18 protein-coding genes and 3 pseudogenes are annotated in these 21,075 nt (G+C 70.1%); 8 read left to right on the forward strand and 13 right to left on the reverse strand.

Annotated elements, in window-relative coordinates:
- Positions 1-152 (forward strand): annotated as a pseudogene (locus ABZ656_RS21265) (ABC transporter permease); the annotation flags it as partial.
- A pseudogene (locus ABZ656_RS21270) lies at positions 152-734 on the forward strand (ABC transporter ATP-binding protein); the annotation flags it as partial. The pseudogenes ABZ656_RS21265 and ABZ656_RS21270, both read left to right, overlap by 1 nt.
- On the opposite strand, the gene ABZ656_RS21275 reads toward ABZ656_RS21270, so the two are convergent.
- The 11 genes and pseudogenes from ABZ656_RS21275 to ABZ656_RS21325 all read right to left on the reverse strand — a co-directional run bounded on the left by ABZ656_RS21275 (position 706) and on the right by ABZ656_RS21325 (position 13,495).
- Complete coding sequence (locus ABZ656_RS21275; protein WP_360269782.1) at positions 706-2,889, reverse strand: discoidin domain-containing protein; 2,184 nt, start codon at positions 2,887-2,889, stop codon at positions 706-708. The pseudogene ABZ656_RS21270 and the gene ABZ656_RS21275 sit on opposite strands and share 29 nt — an antisense overlap.
- 56 nt (positions 2,890-2,945) lie before the next feature.
- On the reverse strand, positions 2,946-4,538 hold the full coding sequence (locus ABZ656_RS21280; protein ID WP_360269784.1) for a glycoside hydrolase family 13 protein: 1,593 nt from the start codon (positions 4,536-4,538) through the stop codon (positions 2,946-2,948).
- Positions 4,539-4,569: 31 nt separating this feature from the next.
- Positions 4,570-5,451, reverse strand: a complete 882-nt coding sequence (locus tag ABZ656_RS21285) for a carbohydrate ABC transporter permease (protein ID WP_067361564.1) — start codon at positions 5,449-5,451, stop codon at positions 4,570-4,572.
- Positions 5,448-6,419 carry a sugar ABC transporter permease gene (locus tag ABZ656_RS21290; RefSeq protein ID WP_101402056.1) on the reverse strand — a complete coding sequence of 324 codons (972 nt, stop codon included), beginning with the start codon at positions 6,417-6,419 and terminating at the stop codon, positions 5,448-5,450. The genes ABZ656_RS21285 and ABZ656_RS21290 overlap by 4 nt, the downstream gene beginning before the upstream one ends.
- Positions 6,420-6,427: 8 nt before the next feature.
- On the reverse strand, positions 6,428-7,777 hold the full coding sequence (locus ABZ656_RS21295) for an extracellular solute-binding protein (RefSeq protein ID WP_360269786.1): 1,350 nt from the start codon (positions 7,775-7,777) through the stop codon (positions 6,428-6,430).
- A gap of 158 nt (positions 7,778-7,935) precedes the next feature.
- Entirely contained in the window at positions 7,936-8,934 is a 999-nt protein-coding gene (locus ABZ656_RS21300) for a LacI family DNA-binding transcriptional regulator (RefSeq protein ID WP_180362182.1), read from the reverse strand.
- A 63-nt stretch (positions 8,935-8,997) separates the two neighbouring features.
- Positions 8,998-9,360: pseudogene (locus ABZ656_RS21305) on the reverse strand (FCD domain-containing protein); the annotation flags it as partial.
- A gap of 120 nt (positions 9,361-9,480) precedes the next feature.
- Positions 9,481-10,296, reverse strand: coding sequence for an ABC transporter permease (locus tag ABZ656_RS21310; RefSeq protein ID WP_101402053.1), 816 nt, complete (start codon positions 10,294-10,296; stop codon positions 9,481-9,483).
- A 10-nt stretch (positions 10,297-10,306) separates the two neighbouring features.
- Positions 10,307-11,197: an ABC transporter permease gene (locus ABZ656_RS21315; RefSeq protein ID WP_101402052.1), complete on the reverse strand. Its 891-nt coding sequence runs from the start codon at positions 11,195-11,197 to the stop codon at positions 10,307-10,309.
- Positions 11,198-11,207: 10 nt separating this feature from the next.
- The gene (locus ABZ656_RS21320) at positions 11,208-12,428 is read right to left on the reverse strand and encodes an ABC transporter substrate-binding protein (RefSeq protein ID WP_180362181.1); all 1,221 of its coding nucleotides are present in this window, start codon (positions 12,426-12,428) and stop codon (positions 11,208-11,210) included.
- 29 nt (positions 12,429-12,457) lie between these two features.
- Complete coding sequence (locus ABZ656_RS21325) at positions 12,458-13,495, reverse strand: ABC transporter ATP-binding protein (RefSeq protein WP_101402051.1); 1,038 nt, start codon at positions 13,493-13,495, stop codon at positions 12,458-12,460.
- A 113-nt stretch (positions 13,496-13,608) separates the two neighbouring features.
- Between ABZ656_RS21325 and ABZ656_RS21330 the strand changes: the two genes are divergently transcribed.
- Together ABZ656_RS21330 and ABZ656_RS21335 are read left to right on the forward strand one after the other, a co-directional pair.
- Positions 13,609-14,436, forward strand: a complete 828-nt coding sequence (locus ABZ656_RS21330; RefSeq protein WP_101403923.1) for a GntR family transcriptional regulator — start codon at positions 13,609-13,611, stop codon at positions 14,434-14,436.
- Positions 14,393-15,172, forward strand: a complete 780-nt coding sequence (locus ABZ656_RS21335) for a PDC sensor domain-containing protein (RefSeq protein WP_101402050.1) — start codon at positions 14,393-14,395, stop codon at positions 15,170-15,172. Before ABZ656_RS21330 ends, ABZ656_RS21335 begins: the two co-directional genes overlap by 44 nt.
- Before the next feature lie 31 nt (positions 15,173-15,203).
- On the opposite strand, the gene ABZ656_RS21340 is transcribed toward ABZ656_RS21335, so the two are convergent.
- Complete coding sequence (locus ABZ656_RS21340; RefSeq protein ID WP_101402049.1) at positions 15,204-15,851, reverse strand: hypothetical protein; 648 nt, start codon at positions 15,849-15,851, stop codon at positions 15,204-15,206.
- Positions 15,852-16,091: 240 nt separating this feature from the next.
- Here ABZ656_RS21340 and ABZ656_RS21345 point away from each other — a divergent pair, with 240 nt between their 5' ends.
- From ABZ656_RS21345 to ABZ656_RS21360, 4 genes are read left to right on the forward strand one after another with little or no spacing between them, the layout of a single operon-like run.
- A complete protein-coding gene (locus tag ABZ656_RS21345) occupies positions 16,092-16,748 on the forward strand; it encodes a helix-turn-helix transcriptional regulator (RefSeq protein WP_101402048.1) in 657 nt (218 codons plus the stop codon).
- 32 nt (positions 16,749-16,780) lie between these two features.
- A complete protein-coding gene (locus ABZ656_RS21350; RefSeq protein ID WP_101403922.1) occupies positions 16,781-17,311 on the forward strand; it encodes a toxin-antitoxin system, toxin component in 531 nt (176 codons plus the stop codon).
- A 15-nt stretch (positions 17,312-17,326) separates the two neighbouring features.
- Positions 17,327-18,529: an MAB_1171c family putative transporter gene (locus ABZ656_RS21355; RefSeq protein WP_101402047.1), complete on the forward strand. Its 1,203-nt coding sequence runs from the start codon at positions 17,327-17,329 to the stop codon at positions 18,527-18,529.
- Positions 18,513-19,961 carry an FAD-dependent monooxygenase gene (locus ABZ656_RS21360; protein WP_360269791.1) on the forward strand — a complete coding sequence of 483 codons (1,449 nt, stop codon included), beginning with the start codon at positions 18,513-18,515 and terminating at the stop codon, positions 19,959-19,961. Before ABZ656_RS21355 ends, ABZ656_RS21360 begins: the two co-directional genes overlap by 17 nt.
- A gap of 47 nt (positions 19,962-20,008) precedes the next feature.
- On the opposite strand, the gene ABZ656_RS21365 is transcribed toward ABZ656_RS21360, so the two are convergent.
- On the reverse strand, positions 20,009-21,052 hold the full coding sequence (locus tag ABZ656_RS21365) for an alpha/beta hydrolase (RefSeq protein ID WP_180362180.1): 1,044 nt from the start codon (positions 21,050-21,052) through the stop codon (positions 20,009-20,011).
- Positions 21,053-21,075: the final 23 nt, after the last annotated feature.

Here is a 21,075-nt window from a genome sequence, read left to right on the forward strand (position 1 = left end):
CGGTCGTGCCGTGTCCGCGCGAGGCCACCGCCTCGACGATCGAGTTCCTGCGCCCGATCCCCTCCGTCGCCCTGATCCCCCTCGCCGTCCTGCTCTACGGCACCGAACTGCGCTCCGTCCTCCTCCTCGTCGTGTACGCCTCGTTCTGGCAATGGCGATCGTGTTCCAGGAGTACGGACGCAGTCTGTTCCCCTGGATGCGCGTGCGGGAGAACGTCGGACTGCCTCTGAAGCAGAAGCCGTTGAGCAAGGTGCGGCGCCGGGAGATGGTCACGGACGCGTTGGGTTCGGTCGGGCTCACGGATGCCGCGGGGGCCTACCCGTGGCAGCTGTCCGGCGGGATGCAGCAGCGCGTCGCGATCGCCCGCGCGCTCGCGTACGAGCCCGACGTCCTGCTGATGGACGAGCCGTTCGCGGCGGTCGACGCGCAGACCCGGGCCGATCTGGAGGACCTGGTGCGCGGCCTGTGGCGGGAACGCGGCATCACGATCCTGTTCGTCACCCACGACATCGACGAGGCCGTGTACCTCGGCGAACGGGTCCTGATCCTCTCCGCTTCCCCCACCGTCGTACAGGAGCAGCTGAAGGTCGATCTCCCCCGACGAGCGGGACCAGTTGCACACCCGGGTCGCCCCGCGCTTCGCCGAACTGCGGACCCATGTGTACGAGCAGATCCAGGCGGCGAAGCGCGGGGCGCCCTTCGGCCTCAAGACAGATACGCCTCCACCTCGCTGAACTGGGCGGCGGGCCACCCGGTGTTGGCGGTGACATCGAGCCGGAGGTAGCGCAGGTTCGTGCCGCTGGGCAGGGTGACCGTCACCGTGTTCCCGGTGGCCGGGTCGAAGCGGTAGTCCTTCGAGGCGACGACCGTCGAGTACGCCGAGCCGTCCGTGCTGCCCAGGACCGACAGGGTCTGTGTGCGCGCCTGCCAGACCGAGGCGGGCGGCAGCTTCAGCACGAGGCGGCGGGCGGGCTGGTTCGAGCCGAGGTCCACCGTCCAGGCCTGCGGGAAGGCGTTGTTGGTGGACTCCCAGTAGCTGTTCGCGTCGCCGTCGACCGCCTTGCCGGGGGTGTAGACGTCCTGGGAGCCGGTGGCGGAGGCCGGGCGGCCCTTGGCGAGGTTGCGGGCGGGGTCGGGGTCCGGGTTCCCGGCGCCGGGCTGGGGCCAGGTGGAGCAGTCCGCCCAGGTGGTGTCCCAGCCGGAGTTGCCGCCACCGTTGGTGAGCGTGAAGGCGCCGGAACCGTTCGGGTAGGGGCAGTTGTAGACGCCCGCCGCGCCGACCCCCGTGGCCTGCACATTGCTGAACTTGGCCGCGCCCTGCGACTCGGCCTGGACGACGACCGTGCCGGTGTTCCTGACCGTCGCGCCGTCCACCGTGATGTTCTTGGTCGCGTAGCCGTGGCCACCGCCCGACACGAACTCGAAGGCGCTGTAGGGACTGTCGGTGATCGTCGTACTGGTGATGTTGACGGTCGCCTCGACGGCGCTGTCATAGGAGTCGACGCGCAGCGCGCCCATCGGGTGGTTCCAGTTGGGGTTCATCGCGCCCGCGCGCACGAGGGTGTTCCCGGAGACCGTGATCGTGCCCGCGAGCGGGGAGAAGGGGTCGAGGAACTTCTGGTTGGAGATCGCGATGCCGCTGCCGAGGGCGTTGGTGTCGGCGACCAGGTTGTTCGTCACGGCGAGGTCGGTGCCGCCGTAGATCGCGATGCCGTTGGCAAGGTTCGGCTGCGAGATGGTGTTGTTCTCGAAGCTGCTGTTGGTGTCGGGTGAGTACAGCGACCACATGGCGAGGGCGTCGTCACCGTTGTTGCGCAGGAAGTTGCCCCGCACCCGGACCCCGCGCGCGTTGCCGTTGAGGTTGAGGCCGTCGGCGGTGGTGTCGAGGATGCGGTTGTTCTCGACGACGAGGTTGTCGTTGTCGCCGGTCAGCCAGAGGCCGACCTTGAGGTGCTGGAGCCACATACCGGAGACGCTGGAGTTCGGGCCCAGTGAGCCGTTGACGAAGTTGTCCGGGTTGGAGTCGACGCGCTCGGTGACCTCGCCGATGACGGCGAAGTCCTTGAGGTGGACGCCTCCGGACGAGCTGGTCTGGTCGATGAAGCGTGAGGTGTGGACGACGGAGTACCAGCTGCCGGCGCCCTGGAGGGTGACGTTCTGGACGCCGTTCAGCGAGGAGGTGACGCGATAGTCGCCCGGCGGGATCCACACCACTCCCCCTTGCGCGGCGGAGATCGCGTCCCGGAACGCCTGGGTCGAGTCGCCCTGGCCGCTGGGGTCCGCGCCCTTGTCGGTGACGGACACCGATCCGGCGGGGCGCGTCGCGTCGGCGGCCACCTGCTCGAAGTCGGCCACGTCCACGGTCACCTGGGTGGATGTCGCCTGGAAGGCCACCTTGTCGCCCGGCTGCACATTCTGGCCGAGCAGCAGCCGGGCGTTGTCGAAGAAGTGGTGGGTCTTCGCGCCGGCGATCCAACTCGTGTCGACGTAGGAGTACTTGGAGGTGACGGCGAGTGTCTTGGCGAGCTTCTGGCCGTTGACGTAGACGTCGAGGGCGCCGGACTGGCCGTCGGGGACGTTGTAGGACACGTTCACCGCGTTGGCCGCGCGCGGCACGGTGAACTCGACCCGCTGGCCCGCGGTCAGCCGTACCGCCTGCCGCCCGGACGCCTCCGAGGCGAGGGTGCCCTGGGTGTAGTCGGGCCCGATCTTCGCGCCGGTGGTCGTGGCGGACTCGGCCTCGACCGAGGTGAAGGGCAGGTCGGCACCGACGGCCGCGTGCGCGGCGGGTGCGGTCATCACCAGCATGCCGGCCGCCAGGGCGACGGTGGTGGCGGTGACGGTGATGAAGGTTGGCATGCGCCTGACAGATCTGAAGCTGCTGTGCATGTGCTGATCCCTTCGTGGTGGGGGTGCGGGGACAGCGGTATGCGGTCGACGCGGTCTCAGCCGCGCAGCCAGACCGCCGTGTCCTTCGGCAGTCGCCCCTGTGGGTCCAGGGGACCGCTGCCGAGCAGGAGTCGGGAGTGGTCGGGGAGGTCGGCGGGGGCGTCGGCGAGGTTCGCGACGCACAGCAGCCGTCCCTCCTGTCCGGGCCGGGTGAAGGCGAGCACCCCCTCGGGCGCGGGCAGCCAGGTGAGCGGGCCGTCGCCGAACTCCGGCCTGGTCCTCAGGGCCGCGCGGTAGAGGGAGAGCATCGAGCCGGGGTCGGCGGCCTGGACGTCGGCGGCGTACGCGGACCAGCCGCTCGGCTGCGGCAGCCACGGCTCGCCGCCGAAGCCCGCGTACGGCGCGTCGGCCGTCCACGGGAGCGGGACCCGGCAGCCGTCCCGTCCCGGGTCGGTGCCGCCGGAGCGGAAGTGCATCGGGTCCTGGATGCGGTCGCGGGGTATCTCGGCCTCGGGCAGGCCCAGCTCCTCGCCCTGGTAGAGGTAGACGGCGCCGGGCAGCGCGAGCGAGAGCAGGGCGGCGGCGCGGGCGCGGCGGGTGCCCAGAGCGAGGTCGGTCGGGGTGCCGAAGGCCTTGGTGGCGAAGTCGAAGCCGGTGTCGGTGCGGCCGTAGCGGGTGACCGTGCGGGTCACGTCGTGGTTGCACAGCACCCAGGTGGCGGGAGCGCCGACCGGGGCGTGTTCGGCGAGGGTCTCGTCGATGGACGTCCGCAGGCGTCCGGCGTCCCAGGGGCAGGACAGGAAGGAGAAGTTGAAGGCGGTGTGGAGTTCGTCGGGGCGCAGATAGCGGGCGAAACGCTCGGTGTCGGGGAGCCAGACCTCGCCGACGAAGATGCCGTCGTAGGCGTCGGCGACCGTGCGCCAGGAGCGGTAGATGTCATGGAGTTCGTCGCGGTCGACGTACGGATGCGGGTCGCGGCCCTCGACGAAGTCGGGGAGGTCCGGGTCCTTGGCGAGCAGGGCGGCCGAGTCGATGCGGACGCCCGCCACGCCGCGCTCGAACCAGAACCGCAGGATCTCCTCGTGTTCCTGGCGGACGGCGGGGTGCGCCCAGTTGAGGTCGGGCTGCTCGGGGGTGAACAGGTGGAGGTACCAGGTGCCGTCGGGCAGCCGGGTCCAGACGGGTTCGGCGGAGCCGGCGAACTGGGACGGCCAGTCGTTGGGCGGGAGTTCGCCGTGTTCGCCGCGTCCGGGACGGAAGTGGAAGAGCTCGCGTTCGGGCCCCCCGGCCAAGGCGGCCCGGAACCAGGGATGTCGGTCGGAGACGTGGTTGGGCACGATGTCGACGAGCGTGCGGATGCCCAGCCCCTTCGCCTCGGCGATGAGCTTCTCCGCCTCGGCGAGCGTCCCGAAGGCCGGGTCGATGACACGGTAGTCGGCGACGTCGTAGCCGCCGTCCTTCATCGGGGACAGGTACCAGGGGTTGAACCACAGCGCGTCCACGCCGAGTTCGGCGAGATACGGGAGTCTGGCGCGGACGCCCGCGAGGTCGCCGGTGCCGTCGCCGTCGCCGTCCGCGAAGCTGCGGACGTACACCTGGTAGATGACGGCGGAGCGCCACCAGTTCTGGGCATGGGTGGGCTGTCCCACGGTGCCTGCCTTTCTGTTGCGGGGGTCGGTGTCAGCCCTTCGTGCTGCCCGCGCTGATCCCGGCGATGATGTGCCGCTGGAACACCAGGAACATCAGGACCATGGGGATGCTGGCGATCACCATCGCGGCGATGAGCACGGTCAGCTGGATGTTCTGCGACAGCTGGACGAGGGCCACGCTGATCGGCTGCTTGTCGGTGTCGGAGAAGACCATCAACGGCCAGAGGAAGTCCTGCCAGACGGCGACCAGGGCGAAGATCGACACGACGCCCAGGACGGGGCGGGACATGGGCAGCACGATGGACCAGAGGGTGCGCAGCCGTCCGGCACCGTCGATCTCGGCGGCCTCCAGGACATCACGCGGGATCTGGTCGAAGAAGCGCTTGAGGAGATAGAGGTTGAAGGCGTTGGCCACGGCGGGCAGCCAGATGCCGAGCGGGTCGTTGAGCAGGCTGGTGTGGATCAGCGGGAGGTCGGCGACGGTCAGGTACTTCGGCACGACCAGCGCCTGCGCCGGGACCATCAGGGTGGCGAGGATGCCGCCGAGGATCACCTTGCCGAAGGCGGGCTTCAGCTTGGAGAGGGCGTACGCGGCGGCCGTGCAGAACACGAGCTGGAGCAGCCAGGCGCCGGCGGCCTGCACCACCGTGTTCCACAGGTGGGTGGGCAGGTCCATCAGGTCCCAGGCGTCGGTGTAGCCGCTGAGATGCCATGCCTTGGGCACGAGGGTCGGCGGGGTCCGCGTCACCTCGTCCGGGGACTTCATCGCGCCGGTCACCATCCAGTAGACCGGGAAGAGGAAGGCGAGCGCGAAGAGCAGGACGACGGCCGTGAAGACGGTCCAGTAGAGGGCCTTGCCGCGGGGGCGGGCAAGGGTGAGAGGGGAGACCAGGGTGCGGGTGCCGCTGCTCATGAGTACTCCTCCCCCGACGAGCGGGTCAGCCGCAGATAGACCGCGGAGAAGAGGCCGAGCAGCACGAGGAGCATGACGCTCAGCGCGCAAGCGCCCCCGAAGTCGTTGTAGAGGAACGCGTACTTGTAGATGAGGTAGAGGACGGTGACCGTGGCGTTCTCCGGGCCGCCGCCGGTGATGACGAACGGCTCGGTGAAGACCTGCATCGTGGCGATGATCTGAAGGAGCATCAGCATGAGGACGATGAAACGGGTCTGCGGGATCGTCACGTGCCGGATGCGCTGGAGGATGTTCGCGCCGTCCAGCTCCGCCGCCTCGTACAGCTCCCCCGGAATGCCCTGGAGCGCGGCCAGGTAGATCAGGACCGTGCCGCCCATGTTGGCCCAGGTGGCCACGATGACCAGGGAGACGAGCGCGGTGTCGGCGCCGTTGGACCAGTTCGAGGTGGGCAGGTGCAGAAAGCGCAGCGCCTCGTTGGCGAGGCCCGCTCCGGGATCGTAGAACCACTTCCACAGCAGGGCGCTGACCACCGGCGGGATCATCACCGGCAGGTACACCACGACCCTGAAGAAGGCCTTCGCGTGGCGGAGTTCGTTGAGGACCAGGGCCATCACGAACGGGACGGCGAAGCCGATGAGCAGGGCGAGGAGCGTGAAGGTGAACGTGTTGCGCCAGGCCGCGGTGAACTCCGGGTCGTGCAGGACGCGGGTGAAGTTCGCGGTGCCGACCCACTGGGGCGGTGAGCCCGGCGTGTACTTCTGGAAGGCGATCACGACCGCGCGGATCGCGGGGTACCAGGAGAACAGCGCGAAGCAGAGCAGGCCCCCGACGAGGAAGGCGTACGCGCGGGACTGGTCGGCCAGGCGCCGGCGCCACGGGCCCCCTGCCCGGCGCCCGGCCGACCGCGGTACCTCCGGCGCGCCGACGGCGGCCGGAGGAAGCACCACGGGCTTCGATGCGGTCTTCATAGGCGTGGTCAGCCCCGGGCCAGGATGGAGTCGATCTTCCCGGAGGCGTCCTTGAGGAGCTGGTCGATGTTCGCGTCCTTCTTGGTGAGGACCGCGGAGACGGCTCCGTCGAGGACCGAGTAGATCTGCTGGGCCTGGGGCGGCTCGATCTTCATCTGCAGGCTCTGGTTGCCGTCCAGGAAGGCCTGGTAGTTCTCCACGGGCACATTGGCGTTGGCCTTCTTGACCTGCTGGTCCTTCGCGTCGGCTGCGCCGGTGAAGAGCCGGGGCTCGGGGAGGCCGACGGGGGCGTTGTTCTGCTTGGCGCGGGCGTAGTCGCCGAGGAAGCCCTTGCCGGGGGTGAGGAACATGTGGTCGAGCCACTTCAGGCCGGCCTTGATCTGCTCGGGGCTGTCCTTCTTGTTGAACATGTAGCCGTCGCCGCCGATGAGCGTGCCCTTGCCGCCGGGCATGGGCGCGAGGGCGAGGTCCTTGTAGTCGCCGCCCTTCTCCTTGACGAGGATCGGGATGTTGTCGGGCGCGGAGAGGTACATCCCGAGCTTGCCGGAGCCCATCAGCTGCTGGACGTCGTTGATGACGAGGAGCTGCTTGCTGCCCATGGAGTTGTCGCTCCAGCGCATGTCGTGCAGGTTCTGCAGGACGGCCTTGCCCTCCGGGGTGTCGACGCTGGCCTTCTTGCCGTCCGCCGCCACGACGTCGCCGCCCTGCGAGTACATCTCGGCGGTGAAGTGCCAGCCGCCCTGGTTCTGGGCGCTGTAGTCGGCGTAGCCGACGGTGCCGTCGCCGAGCGCGGCTATCTTCCTGGCGTCCGCGCGCACTTCTTCCCAGGTCGCCGGGGGCTTGTCGGGGTCGAGACCGGCCTTCTGGAAGAGCTTGCGGTTGTAGATGAGTCCCATCGAGTAGCCGGTGCGCGGCACTCCGTAGATCTTGCCGTCGACGGTGTAGATGTCGCGCAGCTGCTGCTGGATGGTGCCGTAGCTCTTGAGGTCCTTGACGTACGAGGTGATGTCGGCGGCCTGGCTGATGTCGACGACGTGCTTGGCGTCGGTGAAGTACGTGTAGAAGACGTCCTCCATCTGGCCGCCGGCGAGCTTGGCGTCGAACGTCTTGGGGTCCTGGCAGGGGAACGCGTCGTGCGCGACGACGTCGATGTCCGGGTTCTGCTTCTCGAACGCCTTGATGTCGGCCTCGAAGAACGAGCGGTCGACCTTGGCGCTCTTCGGAGGCATGCAGTTGACCGTGATGCGGGTCTTGCCACCCGCGGAGCCGTCGTCGCTGCCACCGCAGGCGGTGGCGGTGAGCGCGAGGGCGGACGCCGTGAGCACGACGAAGGTACGGCGGAACCCGGTGCTTCTCATCGGTGGACCCCTTTGGGCAGGAGCGAGGAAGGCCCACGGGGGCGCGCCACCTTGATCTGGCGCACCGCCGTGTGCTGGCGCCGCACACTCAAGCACCGCCGACAAAGGTCCGCAAGATGTCGCGCAGAATCTGGAATTATTTGACAGCAGAATGGATCTCAGGGGCGGGGCGCTTGCGCGGTGGACCCCCGGACCACCAACTCCGGTTCGAACAGAAGCTCTTCGGGGGTGACGCTGCTCCCGCCGATCTGGGCGTTCAGCAGCTCGACCGCCGCCCGGCCCATCGACTCGATGGGCTGGCGGACGGTGGTCAGGGGCGGCTCGGTGCAGTTCATCAGCGCGGAGTCGTCGTAGCCGACGACGGACACCTGCGAGGGCACGCCGAGTCCCTTGCGACGGGCGGCGCGTACGACACCGAGGGCGAGCGGATCGCTGGCGCAGATGAAGCCGGTGACCCCGCGGTCGATGAGCCGGGCGGCCGCCGCGTGGCCGCCCTCGATCGAGAACATGGCCCGCGCGATGTGTGCGTCGGGCAGCTCGGGGGCGAGTGCGCGGGCCGCCGCCAGCTTCCGCGCCGAGGGCATGTGGTCGGCGGGCCCGAGGACCAGACCGATGCGCTCGTGACCGAGCGAGACGAGGTGACGCCAGGCCTGCTCGACCGCCACGGCGTCGTCGCAGGAGACGCCGGGGAAGCCCAGGTGCTCGATGGCCGCGTTCACCAGCACCACCGGGATGTTGCGGTCCGCGAGCTGCCGGTAGTGCTCGTGCGGGGCGTCGGCCTGCGCGTACAGTCCGCCCGCGAACACCACACCGGAGACCTGCTGCTGGAGCAGCAGATCCACGTAGTCCGCCTCGGACACGCCGCCCTTGGTCTGGGTGCAGAGCACCGGCGTCAGCCCGAGCTGGGCGAGCGCCCCGCCGATCACTTCGGCGAACGCCGGGAAGATCGGGTTCTGCAGCTCGGGCAGGACGAGCCCCACGAGCCGCGCGCGTTCACCGCGCAGCTGGGTGGGCCGCTCGTAGCCGAGCACGTCCAGCGCCGAGAGCACCGCCTGCCGGGTGGAGTCGGAGACGCCGGGCTTCCCGTTGAGCACCCGGCTGACCGTGGCCTCGCTGACCCCGACCTTTTTCGCCACCTGAGCAAGTCGTCGCGTCATGCGCGCAAGAATAGCGCAAGAATTGCAAGCCGCTTGCGTAACACTCACTTGGCCCAGTCGAACCTAGTGGGCCGCCCACAGGCCACGGACATGGCCCAGGTGCCGGGTCATGACCCTGCGCACGGCCTCGGGGTCGCGGTCCACCAGGGCGTCGAGGATTTCGAGGTGCTCCTCGGCGGAGTCCTGGAGGCGGCCCGCCTCGACCAGGGCGTTGAGGCCGTACAGGCGCGAGCGCTTGCGGAGGTCGCCGACGACCTCGACCAGGTGGGCGTTGCCCGCGAGGGCGAGCAGACCGAGGTGGAAGCGGATGTCCGCCTCGACGTAGGCGATGAGGTCACCTGCCGCCGCCGCGGTCACGATCTCCCGGGCGGCGGGACGCAGCGCCTCCAGGGAGACCGGGTCCGCGGTGGTGGCCAGCTGCACGACCCACGCCGGCTTCCATGAGGCCGCCCAGCGGTCGACGACCGGGCTGCCCCGCTCGGCCGACGAAGTCGGGGCATGGATGCGGGAGTTCGCCGGGCGGCCCGCATCGCATCCTGCTCCCGTTCACACCCGGCTCCCGGACGCCGTGTCGGCGGACAGCCGCTGGGCCGCGTAGATCGGGAGCACGGAGAGCAGGACGAGCACCGCCGCCACGACGTTCACGACCGGTGCCTGCTGGGGCCGCGTCATGTTGTTGAAGATCCAGATCGGCAGGGTCTCGATGCCGGGCCCGGCCGTGAACGTCGTCACCACGATCTCGTCGAAGGAGAGCGCGAAGGCGAGCAGTCCGCCCGCCAGCAGCGCCGAGCGCACCAGCGGGAAGGTGACGTCGATGAAGGCCCGGAAGGTGTCCGCGCCCAGATCCGTCGCCGCTTCCTCGTACGAGCCCGAGGTACGCCGAAGCCTCGCGACGACGTTGTTGAAGACGACCACGATGCAGAAGGTGGCGTGACCGACGATCACGGTGAACAGGCCGAGACCGACGCCGAGTGGCTCAAGTACCGTACTGAACGCAGAGTTGAGCGCGATGCCGGTGACGATGCCGGGCAGCGCGATCGGCAGGACGACCACGAACGAGATGGCGTCGCGGCCGAAGAACCGGTGCCGGGCCACGGCGAAGGCGATCAGCGTGCCCAGCACCAGGGCGATGGCCGTGGCGCCCAGGCCCGCCTTCACCGAGACCCAGAGCGCCGCGCGGGCACCCTCGTTCTCCCAGGCGACCGACCACCAGCGGAAGGTGAGTCCGGACGGCGGCCAGCTCGCACTGCGGTCCGGGTTGAAGGAGTTGACCAGGACCAGCGCGAGCGGGACGTAGATGAACGCGAAGCCGACCCCTGCGGCGACGCGGAGCGCGATGCGCGCGGAACGGGAGAGTTGCACGGCGGGCTCCTCAGAGACTGCTCAAGGCGCCCGTGCGGCGCATCGCGAGCAGGTAGAGCACGATGACGACGACGGGGACCGTGCCGAGCGCGGCGGCCATGGGCAGGTTCAGTTCGATGTTGGAGTAGACGAGGTTGCCGATCAGCTGGGTCTTGCCGCCGACGATCTGCACGGTGATGTAGTCCCCGAGGCTGAGCGAGAAGGTGAAGACCGAGCCTGCCGCCAGGGACGGCAGCACCATCGGGACCACGACCGAGCGGAAGGTGCGTCCGGCGCGGGCGCCCAAGTCCGCCGACGCGTCGAGCAGGTTGGCGGGCAGCTGCTCCAGTGCCGTGTGGATCGGCAGGATCATGTACGGCAACCAGAGGTAGGTCAGCGCGATGATCGCCGCGAACAGTCCGAACCCGGGTCCGCTGAGCCCGAAGGGCTTCAACATCCGGTCGGCGAAGCCTCCTTGGGAGAGGATCAGCCGCCAGGCGTACACCTTGACGAGATAACTCGCCCACAGCGGCGTGAGAATGGCGACCACGAGCAACGGCCGCCACTTGGGCTTGGCGATGCGGGCCGTGTAGAAGGCGACCGGGAAGGCGATCACCGCGGACAGAGCGGTGACGGCGAGCGCCACACCGATGCTGCGCAGGATCACCTGCCGGAACACAGGCGTCGTGAACAGGGCGTGGAAGTTGTCGGTCGACCAGACCTTCACGACCTCGGAGGTGAATGAGTCGGTCGTCCAGAACGCCGAGACGAACAGCACGGCCAGCGAGCCGAGGTAGAGCACGGCCAGCCACAGCAGCGGTGCGGTGAGCAGCAGGGACAGCCTGAGCCGCGGCCGGCGGTGCAGGGCCCCGGCGAGCCGCCGGACGGGGGACCGTCCGGCGGCCTGCGCGGTGGAGGTCATCGGTTGTCTCTCAGCCCTTGATCTCGGTCCAGGCCTGGACCCACTTCGCGTACGGCACGCACTTCACGTCGGTGCGGCCGTCCAGGCACTGCTCGATGGGCGTGTTCCAGAAGGCGATGTTCTTCCAGTAGCTCTCGTCGGCCGCGTGGAAGGTGTCGCAGAAGGACTTGTCGCTGGTCTCGGTGCACGCCTTGGAGTTGGCCGGGGCCTCACCGAAGTACTCGGCGACCTGGGCGTTCACCTTCGGCGAGATGATCCAGTCCATCCATTTGTAGGCACAGTTGGGGTGCTTGGCCTTGGCGGCGATCATCCAGGTGTCCGACCAGCCCGTGGAGCCTTCCTCGGGCACGAAGGCCTTCACCTTGGCGCCCTCGTCCTGCGCGAGGTTGGCGATGACCTGCCAGGTGGTGCCGACCACGGAGTCACCACTCTTGAAGGCGGAGATCTCCTTGAGGTAGTCGCTCCAGTACTCCCCCACGTTCGCACTCTGCTTCTTCAGCAGCGCGACGGCCGCGTCGAACTGCTTCTGGTCCAGCGCGTAGGGGTCCTTGATCTTCAACTCCGGCTTGGTCGCCTTCAGATACAGCGCCGCGTCGGCGATGTAGATCGGCGAGTCGTACGCCGTCACGTGCCCCTTGTGCTTCGAGGCGTCGTCGAAGACCGCGGACCAGGAGGTGGGGGCCGGCGTGACCTTCTGCGTGTTGTACATCAGCAGGTTTGCGCCGCGGCCGTGCGGGATGCCGTACATCTTGCCGTCGACGGAGTTCCAGGCCCCGTTCTTCAGGCCGCTGAAGACGTCCTTGTAGTTCGGCACGAGGCTGGTGTTGACCGGGGCCGCGTCGCCGGAGGCTATGAGGCGCAGGGACGCGTCGCCGGAGGCGGAGACGGCGTCGTACTGGCCGGTCTTCATCAGCTTGACCATCTCGTCGGAGCTGGCGGCGACCTTGGAGTTGACCTGACAACCGGTCTGCTTCTCGAAGTCGCTGACCCAGTCGACCTTGGGGTCGTTGGAGCCGTCCTCGACATACCCGGCCCAGGCGACCAGGTTGACCTGGCCCTCGGTCTTGCCCAGCTTCGACTGCGCCTTGAGGTCGGGGGGGTTGAGGCCGGTGGCCGAGGAGGCGCCCGAGTCGGACGACCCGCAGGCGGTCGCGGCGAGGAGCACCGCGACGGCGGTGAACGAGAAAAGAGAGGTTTGGAGGGTTCGGTTGGGGCGCACGACGTACTCCATACGTGATGGGGGACTGAGCGTGGGGGTCGTCAGCGGGGGACGGGGACCTTGAAGGTGTGACGGTGGTGCCACTGGAGCCGGACCCGGGTGCCGCGATAGGCGGCGACGTCCTCGGAGGAGGTCTCCAGGTTCTGCTGGAGCGCGGTCAGACGTCCGCCCGCGTCGAGGTCAACCAGGAAACGGGTGGCGTCGCCCAGATAGACGACCTCGACGACGATGCCCGTGGCGGTGGAGTGCCCCGGCTCGTCGGCCTCGGCGGACTCCTTGAGAACCCGGATCTTCTCGGGCCTGATGCTGTACGTGCCCGAGGCGCCCACCACCTGCTGCGCACAGTCGCCTTCGAGCAGGTTGGAGGTGCCGACGAAGCCCGCGACGAAGGGGGTGGCGGGGCGTTCGTAGATCTCGGCCGGGGTGCCGACCTGTTCGATGCGGCCCTGGTTGAAGACGGCGATGCGGTCGCTCATCGTCAGGGCCTCCTCCTGGTCGTGGGTGACGAAGACGAAGGTGATGCCGACCTCGCGCTGGATCGCCTTGAGTTCGACCTGCATCTGCTCGCGCAGCTTGAGGTCGAGGGCGCCGAGCGGCTCGTCGAGCAGCAGCACCCGGGGGCGCCCGACGAGGGCGCGGGCGAGTGCGACGCGCTGACGCTGACCGCCGGAGAGCTGGGAGGGGCGGCGGGCCCCGAAGCCTTCGAGGCGTACGTCCGCGAGCGCTTCGCGGGCCTGTCGGAGCCGCTCGGCCTTGGGCACCTTGCGGACCTTGAGGCCGTACGCGACGTTCTGCTCGACGGTCATGTGCGGGAACAGCGCGTAGTCCTGGAAGACGGTGTGCACGTCCCGCTCGAAGGGGGCCAGCCCGGTGACCTCCTGGCCCGCCAGCTCGATCCGGCCCGCGGTCGGGCTCTCGAAGCCGGCGATCATCCGCAGGACGGTCGTCTTGCCCGAGCCGGACGGGCCGAGCATCGAGAAGAACTCACCGTCGGCGATGTCCAGGTCCACTCCGGCCACGGCGGTCGTCTCACCGAACGCCTTCCGCAGGCCCTGGAGCCGGATCGCTGTTGCCTCCATGGGCGGGAACCTTTCTGGTGCACTGGCGCGTTGACCGGAAAGATATGAAGTCATAGTTCAAAGCTCAAGACCCCCTTAGAGTAAAGGTTGAGTCAACGCACAAGGTGGTGGCCGTGAAGCAGTACGTGAACAACAACGCCGAGGGTGCCCGCAGAGCCGTTTTCACCCCCGTGGACAACCGCGCCCGGGTGGACACGGTCATCCGCAGGCTCAGCGACGCCATCGAGCTCGGCCTGCTCGCCGACGGGGAGCAGCTGCCCGGCGAGATGGAGCTGGCCGGTCAGCTCGGCGTGTCCACGGTCACCCTGCGCGAGGCGCTGATGGCGCTGCGCCAGCAAGGGCTGGTCACCACCCGCAGGGGGCGCGGCGGCGGCAGCTTCGTCTCCCTCCCCGAGGAACCCGGCGAGGAGCGGCTCAGGGTGCGGCTGGCCGGCTGGAGCACGGAGGAGCTGCGCGATCTGGGCGACCACTGGGCCGCCCTGTCGGGCGCGGCCGCCCAGCTGGCCGCGGAGCGCACGGAGCCGGGTGACCTGCAGCAACTGCGGCGCACACTGGATGAGCTGGCGTCCGCCGAGGACGCCGCGGCGCGCAGCCGGGTCTACGGCCGGTTTCATGTCGAGCTCGCCGCGGCGGCCCAGTCCGCCCGGCTGACCCGCGAGCAGGTCGCGCTCCAGACGGAGGTGGGGGCACTGTTGTGTCTCGTGCTCGGGGACGACGCATATCGTGAAGAAGTCGCAGACCGTCACCGCTCCGTAATCTCGGCCGTGCAAGATGGAGCCCACGCATCGGCCAGAGCGCTGGCCGAGCGGTGCGTCCAGGCCTCGACGGCACGGCTCATCGCCCTCCGCCTCGCGATGCCGCGCGCCGCGTCCGGTCCCCGTCCGCTGGAGGGCGTCCATGAGCAGGAGCCCCGGTCCGGCCGGCGCCACGGCGACGCTTGACGCGACACCGGAGGCGGCCGTCGCCGCCCAGGTCCGCTCCACCCTTGAGGCCGTGTTCGAGGCGGTCGCCGAGACCCGCGCCGACACCACGGCACGGCTCACCGGGGTCGCCGCGCAGGGCCGTCGCCCCGCGACCGTCGACCTGGCCGCGCTGCGCCCGGGGCTTCACCTCCGGCTCGCCCGGCAGGAGTTGGTGTCGGGCGTCGGATTCGTCGCGGCGCCGGGACTGCTGAGCGACGTACCGGCGTGGCTGGAGTGGTGGCAGACCGGCTCCGACGGAGACGTACGGCCGCTGCTGCTCGACCTCGACCCCGCGCACTCCGCGTACTCCGACTACACGCACTGGGACTGGTTCGCCCTCCCCCGTGACACCGGGCAGCGGGCGGTCGCCGGCCCCTATGTGGACTACCTCTGCTCCGACGAGTACAGCCTGACGCTGTCCGCACCCGTGCAGGTGGAGGGCCGGTTCGTGGGAGTCGCCGCTGCCGACGTATATCTGCGGCACTTCGAGGCGGCGGTCGTGCCGCTGCTCCAACAGCTGCCCGGGGCCGCCCACTTGGTGAACGGGCGCGGGCGGGTGGCCGCGTCCGCCGATCCGGCGCATCTGGCCGGATCGCTCACCAAGGGCCCGGACTTCGGGGCCGTACTGGCAGGGGCGCGGACCGCGCGCCACGACGGGATGCGGCTGATCCCGTGCGACGGAGTGCCCCTCGTGCTCGTTGTACTGGATCCCTGAGCGGGCCCACACCCCGGACCGCCGAGCGGGCTCACACCACGCGGAGCTCCGCCGCGCCGTTGCGTGTCCTGCGCGGTCCGGCCGTCATGTGCCGCGCCTCGCGCAGGACCAGGGTCATACGCGTATATCCCATGTCCTGAACGGTCTTGGGGGTCTCGCCGACGATCCGGCAGTCCATGCGGCCCCAGCGGGGATCGGGGTGCACCAGCGGCCGTACGGCGCCGTCGTGCTCGACGGCGTCCGGGCCGACGGCGCGGATCCAGTGCGGCAGGCCCTGCCGGTAGGCGGCTTCCATGATCGGGTCCTGGGCGATGTCCCGGCGGATCGACTGGAGTCCGCGGTCCTGACCGTGGCGCTCCACCGCCGCGGCGAACTGGGCCAGCAGCGGCAGGCACCAGCTCGACTCGTGCTCACCGAGGACCGTTGCCGCGTCCGGGTGAAAGAGGACGAACCGGAGGAAGTTGTCACCCGGCATGGCGGTCGGATGGGGGCCTACGCCGCTGAAAAGTGTCTCGAACGCGGCGTTGGCCAACACGACGTCCCAGCGGTGGTCGAAGACGACGGACGGGAACGCGACGGCCTCCAGAAGAGTGGCGTAGTCCTGGAGATACGCCTGAGCCTCGAGACTCTCGGGGACAGGTCGCGGCTGGGACCGCTGCCATCCTGCCTGGTACGCCATCGGGAGGTCACCCCTCTTGCCTCTGCGGCCTTCACGCGGCGCCCCGATCCTGCTGCCCGGAGCTCAGCCATGTCAACTATCGTGGCATTTGGCGCTTGTTGACGGCTGATTCGCGCCACAGTTGTGGCGACCGCTGGATGTGAGTTCGAGCGAGCGGCTAGTCTCCCGTTGGTCCCTGACCCTTGTGAGAGGGACCTGACAGACCTGAGCGAGACTGAGAGAGACGTAGGAGATCAGTCGGTGACGGATGGCTTCGAAGTTCCGGGCGCCACGGCGACGGTTCTGCTGCCGGCCGTCGTGGCCCGGGTCACCGCACTCGCCGACCGGCTCGATGTGCAGCACTCCGAGGTTTTCGACGTCCAGCGCCTGTCGGCCGAGTCCGGCGTACCCCAACCCGTGGTGCGGGCCATGCTGAGCGGTCGCCCCGCCGGGGAACCCGATCTGCAGGCCCGCTTCCTCCAGCGCCTGGACCTGTTGCGCCGCACCCGGCTCAAGCCCAATGGGCGCAAATACACCCAACAGGAGATCGCCGACGGCGCCGGAATGTCGCGTCAACAGGCGGGCGCCCTCATCAACGGAGACCGGCGCCCCACCATGGAGCACTGCGACGCCATCCAGCGCTTCTTCCGGGTGCACGCGGGGTTCCTGACGGCCGAGGACTCCGAGGCGCTCGTGGGTGCCCTGCAGCGCTCGGAACAGGAGCTCCTGCAACAGCTCGCCGACCGTGAGCGCGAGGCGGCCGCGGCCGCCGACGACCCGCTGGAGCGGCTGCTCCAGGACCACGGTGTCCGCGGAATCGCCTGGCGGGCCGCGCAGTTGCCCACCGACCAGCACCGCGACAAGGTCGCCGAGTGGCTGGACATGCTCTTGGAGAGCGTCAAGCGGCCCGAGTCGTGATCCGGGGGAGAACTGTGGGCATCGGAAGGGACATGCGCCGCCTGTGCGGCGAGCTGGTCGCGGAGCTCTCGCTCCCGGCACCGGCGGAACCCGCCGACCTGTACGCCGCCCTGTGCGACGCCATGAGCAGACGCCGCGGCCGTCCCGTCCAGTTCCGTACGGCCGCGTTCCCGCCCGGCACGGCCAGCGGGCTGTGGCTCGACATGGCCGACCAGGACCTCGTCGTCATCGAGGAACGCACCGCCCCCGACCACCAGTTGGTGATCCTCGGCCACGAGCTGTGGCACATGAAGGCCGGGCACTGCAGTCACCACGTCGAGGGCGCCGCCGTCGCGGCCCGCTTACTCAGTGACACCGCCGATCTGCAGGCGACCGTCCTGAGGGTCGCCGCGCGCACCCGCTTCGACCTCGCGGACGAGAAGGAAGCCGAAAGCTTCGGTCTGCTGCTCGCCAGCAAGTGCCGTACCTGGCTGGCCGGTTCGCCACTGCGCGGGCCGGTGAGCCGGGACGGTCTGGCCGGCCGCATCGAGGCGTCCCTGGGGTACCGCGGACCGCAGGGCTGAGGCGCCCTCCCGGACATGGACGGATCCAGCTACTACGTCCCGGCCGTCGCCATGGGCGTCGCCCTCGCCGTCAAGGCGCCCACCCTGATCCGCGGCTGGCGCGACCCGCTGCTGCGGTCGGTGGGCATCCTGCTGGCGCTGGCCTGCCTGGTGTTCCTCTTCGCGGCTCCGCCGACCATCGCCGAGGTCAATGACCTCACCGGCATCCCCAACGTCTCGGCGCCCCTGGTCTACTGCCTGCTGAGCGTCTTCAGCGCGTCCTGTCTGGTGCTGATCATCCACTGGCGCGGCGGCCCCCCCGAGGTCACCCGCCGGCTCTCCCGCCGCTGGATCACCGGGTACGGCGTCGTCAGCGTGGCGCTGGTCGTGCTCTACCTGCTCGGAAACTGCCCCGAGGAGCGCCTGCGGGACCTCGACACCTACTACGCCAACACCCCGTTCATCCGCGAGATGATCGTCCTCTACCTCGTGGCGCTGACCGTCGCGGGCGTCGCGATGAACGTCATGTGCTGGCGCTGGGCCCTTCAAGTGGACGGCTGGCTGCGCGCCGGGCTGCTGACGATCGCGGTCGGCTTCCTCTTCAACGTCCCCTACGCGGCGACCAAGTTCATCGCCGTGGTGGCCCGCTGGAACGGCGCGAACCTGGACGGTCTGAGCACCGACGTGGCCCCTGTACTGGCCTCCGTCGGAGCCCAGGTCAGCGCGGTCGGCTTCCTGCTCCCGCTGGCCTGCCAGCGCATCGGGGACAGCTGGACCACCTGGTCGACGTACCGCCGGCTCGGGCCGCTGTGGCGCGAGCTGAGGACGGTCTCGGCGCACGCGGACCACGCGGTGCGGATCTCCTGGTGGTCCTCCGCCGAACTCCAGGTCACCCAGCGGGAGTCCGACATCCACGACGGCATGCTCAGCCTGTACCCCTACTTCGACTCCGAGGTACGCTCCCTCGCCTACGACGCGGCCGTGACGGCGGGCTCCGAGCCCGCCCAGGCTCAGGCCGAGGCCGACGCGGCGATGGTGACGGCGGCGGTGCGGGCCAGGGCGGCCGACCCGGAGGGCAGGGTCATCAGCGCGGCGGAGGCAGCCCCCGCCGCTTCCGCCGAGGGTCCACGCGACCTCGTGAGGATGTCGATGGCCCTGCGTCAGTCACCCGTCGTCGCGGCCGTCAAAGGACGGGCCGCGACCAGGCCAGAGAGCGACTTTCATGAGCAATCCCGCTAGCGCGGCAGCAGGCGACAGAGCTACGGCCCCCCGTCGGGCCGTCGTCATCGGCGCGGGGACGGCCGGTCTGCTGGCGGCCGCCGCCCTGGACCCGTACGCCGAGGTCACCGTCGTCGAGCGCGACGTCCTGCCGGACGGGCCCGCGCCGCGCAAGGGCCTCCCGCAGGCCCGGCACGCCCATCTGCTGCTGTCCGGCGGCGCCCGTGCGATGGAGGAGCTGCTGCCGGGGGTGACCGCCGCCTGGCTCGCCGCGGGCGCCCGCCGGATCCCGCTGCCCACCGGATTCGTCTCGCTGACGGCGCAGGGCTGGCTGCGGCGCTGGCCCGAGATGGACTTCATGATCTCGTGCAGCCGTGATCTGCTCGACTCGGTCCTGCGCGACCAGGTCGCCACGAAGGACCGGGTGACCGTCGTGGACGGCACTGAGCTGCTAGGTCTGGAGGGCGACGCCTCCCGGGTGACGGGCGTGCGCGTGCGGACCCGCGACGGTGAGCAACGGGTGCTGCCTGCCGACCTGGTGGTGGACGCCTCGGGGCGCGGCTCGCGCTCCACCCTCTGGCTCGACGCGCTGGGCGTCGCACCTGCGCCGCTGGACGAGGTCGACTCCGGACTCACCTACGCCAGCCGGATCTTCCGGGCACCGGCGGGCACCGAGGACTACCCCGTGGTCGGTGTACAGCCCGACCCGGCGCAGCCGGTGCCGGGCCGGTCCGCGACGATCGTGCCCGTCGAGGGCGGGCGCTGGCTGGTGACGCTGTCGGGCACCCGCGACGGACAGCCGACCGACTCCGCCGAGGAGTTCGAGCTGTTCGCTCGCGGTCTGCGCCACCCCGTGGTGGGCGAGCTGATCGCGCACGCGCAGCCGCTGACGGACGTCACCATCAGCCGCAGCACGATCAACCGGCGGCGCTTCTTCGAAAAGGTCAAGGGCTGGCCGGAGGGGTTCGTCGCGCTCGGCGACGCCGTCGCCACCTACAATCCGGTCTACGGGCACGGCATGGCGGTGGCCGCGCAGGGCGCGCTGGCGCTGCGCGGGCAGCTCGCCGAGCACGGGATCGCGGCGCCGGGGCTCGCGCGGCGGGTACAGCGAGCGGTGGCGCTTCCGGTGACGATCGCCTGGGAGCTGGCCACGGGCACGGACATCCGCTACCCGGGCGCGATCGGCGAGCAGCCCGGGGCCACGCGGAAGTTGCTGGGGCGCTATGTCGAACGGCTCCTGCGGACGGCGGCGGGACGCCCCCTGGTCGCCCAGGCGTTCCTGGCCGTGTTCACCCTCTCCGCGCCCCTGTCCGCGCTGGTCAGACCGGAGGTCGTCTTCGCCGTACTGCGCGGCCCGCGCCGCCCTCCCCTGACCGCCCCGCCCCTCACGGCCGAGGAACGGGAAGCGGTACTGAGCGCCCCGGAGCCTTCGGGAACGCCGGCGGTCGGCTGAGCGGAGGGCGGGCATCCGGCGGCGTCGGGCACCGTCGGCGGCAGGTGTCAGGTCGCGCTGCGTTCGCTCGCCTCGCGCAGGTCGCGCTCCACCGCCCGGTTGTGGGCGGTGTCGGGCCGGCCGGCCGTGGTGCCGGGGCGGCCCGCGCGCAGCAGTTCGCGCCAGTGCTCGCGGCTCCAGTCGGCCGGGCTGGTGGTGCTGGTGAACTCCTCGACGAGGTCGAGGAAACGGCCCGGGTCACTGTGGAACGGAAAGTGGCCCGCGCCCTCGAAGATCTCCAGCCGGCTGCCCGGCATGGCCTGGTGCGCGCCGTACGCGTGCCGCACCGGCACCACGCTGTCCCGGTCGCCCCAGAGCAGCATCGTGGGCATGCCCTCGGTCAGATAGCAGCGGTCGAGCATGGTCACCGCCTGCCCGCGCCAGTCGACGACCGCCCGCAGGGTGCGGATGAACGCGCTGCGGGAGGTCGCGTCGGGCAGCGCGTCGACGAGGTTGAGCAACTCCGGCGCGTCCTGGCCAAGATCGGTGTCCAGGAGCCTCATCAGACGCAGGAACAGACCGACTTGGAGCCGCATGCCGGGCAGCCGCAGCGTGGAGAGCATGAGGTGGGCGCCCGGCAGCGAGACGGCCCGCAGTACGGGGTTGACCTCGCCGCCGACGCCGCCCGCGCTGACCAGGATCAGCCGTTCGGTGCGCTCCGGGAACTGGTAGGCGAACTGCATCGCGACACCACCGCCGAGCGAGTGCCCGACCAGGGTGGCGGACTCGATGTCGAGCGTGGTGAGCAGATCGCGGACCCCGTTGGCGTACGCGGCCACCGAGTAGTCGGCGCGCGGCTTGTCGGAGGAGCCGTGGCCGAGCAGGTCCGGCGCGATCACCGTGTGCGAGCGGGCGAGGTCGGGGATCAGGTCGGCCCAGGTCGCCGAGGAGTCGCCGATGCCGTGGATCAGGACGAGCGCGGGGCCCTCACCGGCCACGCGGTAGGCACGACGGTAGCCGTGCACGACACGGTGCTGCAGACGCAGCTCCGCGCCGCCCACCGAGCGCAGCCGCGGATTGCGCCGCGGACGCCGAGGCGGAACGTCGACCACGGGCTCACCTCCTGTTCCGGGCC

Source organism: Streptomyces sp. NPDC007095 (assembly GCF_040634475.1).
Classification (GTDB): Bacteria; Actinomycetota; Actinomycetes; order Streptomycetales; family Streptomycetaceae; genus Streptomyces.

Coding starts and splice junctions, on each gene's coding strand:
- ABZ656_RS21360 (WP_360269791.1), top strand. CDS start 18,513: ATGAGCAATCCCGCTAGCGCGGCAGCAGGCGACAGAGCTACGGCCCCC.
- ABZ656_RS21300 (WP_180362182.1), bottom strand. CDS start 8,934: ATGACGCGACGACTTGCTCAGGTGGCGAAAAAGGTCGGGGTCAGCGAG.
- ABZ656_RS21290 (WP_101402056.1), bottom strand. CDS start 6,419: ATGAAGACCGCATCGAAGCCCGTGGTGCTTCCTCCGGCCGCCGTCGGC.
- ABZ656_RS21350 (WP_101403922.1), top strand. CDS start 16,781: ATGCGCCGCCTGTGCGGCGAGCTGGTCGCGGAGCTCTCGCTCCCGGCA.
- ABZ656_RS21355 (WP_101402047.1), top strand. CDS start 17,327: ATGGACGGATCCAGCTACTACGTCCCGGCCGTCGCCATGGGCGTCGCC.
- ABZ656_RS21295 (WP_360269786.1), bottom strand. CDS start 7,777: ATGAGAAGCACCGGGTTCCGCCGTACCTTCGTCGTGCTCACGGCGTCC.
- ABZ656_RS21285 (WP_067361564.1), bottom strand. CDS start 5,451: ATGAGCAGCGGCACCCGCACCCTGGTCTCCCCTCTCACCCTTGCCCGC.
- ABZ656_RS21315 (WP_101402052.1), bottom strand. CDS start 11,197: ATGACCTCCACCGCGCAGGCCGCCGGACGGTCCCCCGTCCGGCGGCTC.
- ABZ656_RS21320 (WP_180362181.1), bottom strand. CDS start 12,428: ATGGAGTACGTCGTGCGCCCCAACCGAACCCTCCAAACCTCTCTTTTC.
- ABZ656_RS21275 (WP_360269782.1), bottom strand. CDS start 2,889: ATGCACAGCAGCTTCAGATCTGTCAGGCGCATGCCAACCTTCATCACC.
- ABZ656_RS21325 (WP_101402051.1), bottom strand. CDS start 13,495: ATGGAGGCAACAGCGATCCGGCTCCAGGGCCTGCGGAAGGCGTTCGGT.
- ABZ656_RS21340 (WP_101402049.1), bottom strand. CDS start 15,851: ATGGCGTACCAGGCAGGATGGCAGCGGTCCCAGCCGCGACCTGTCCCC.
- ABZ656_RS21335 (WP_101402050.1), top strand. CDS start 14,393: ATGAGCAGGAGCCCCGGTCCGGCCGGCGCCACGGCGACGCTTGACGCG.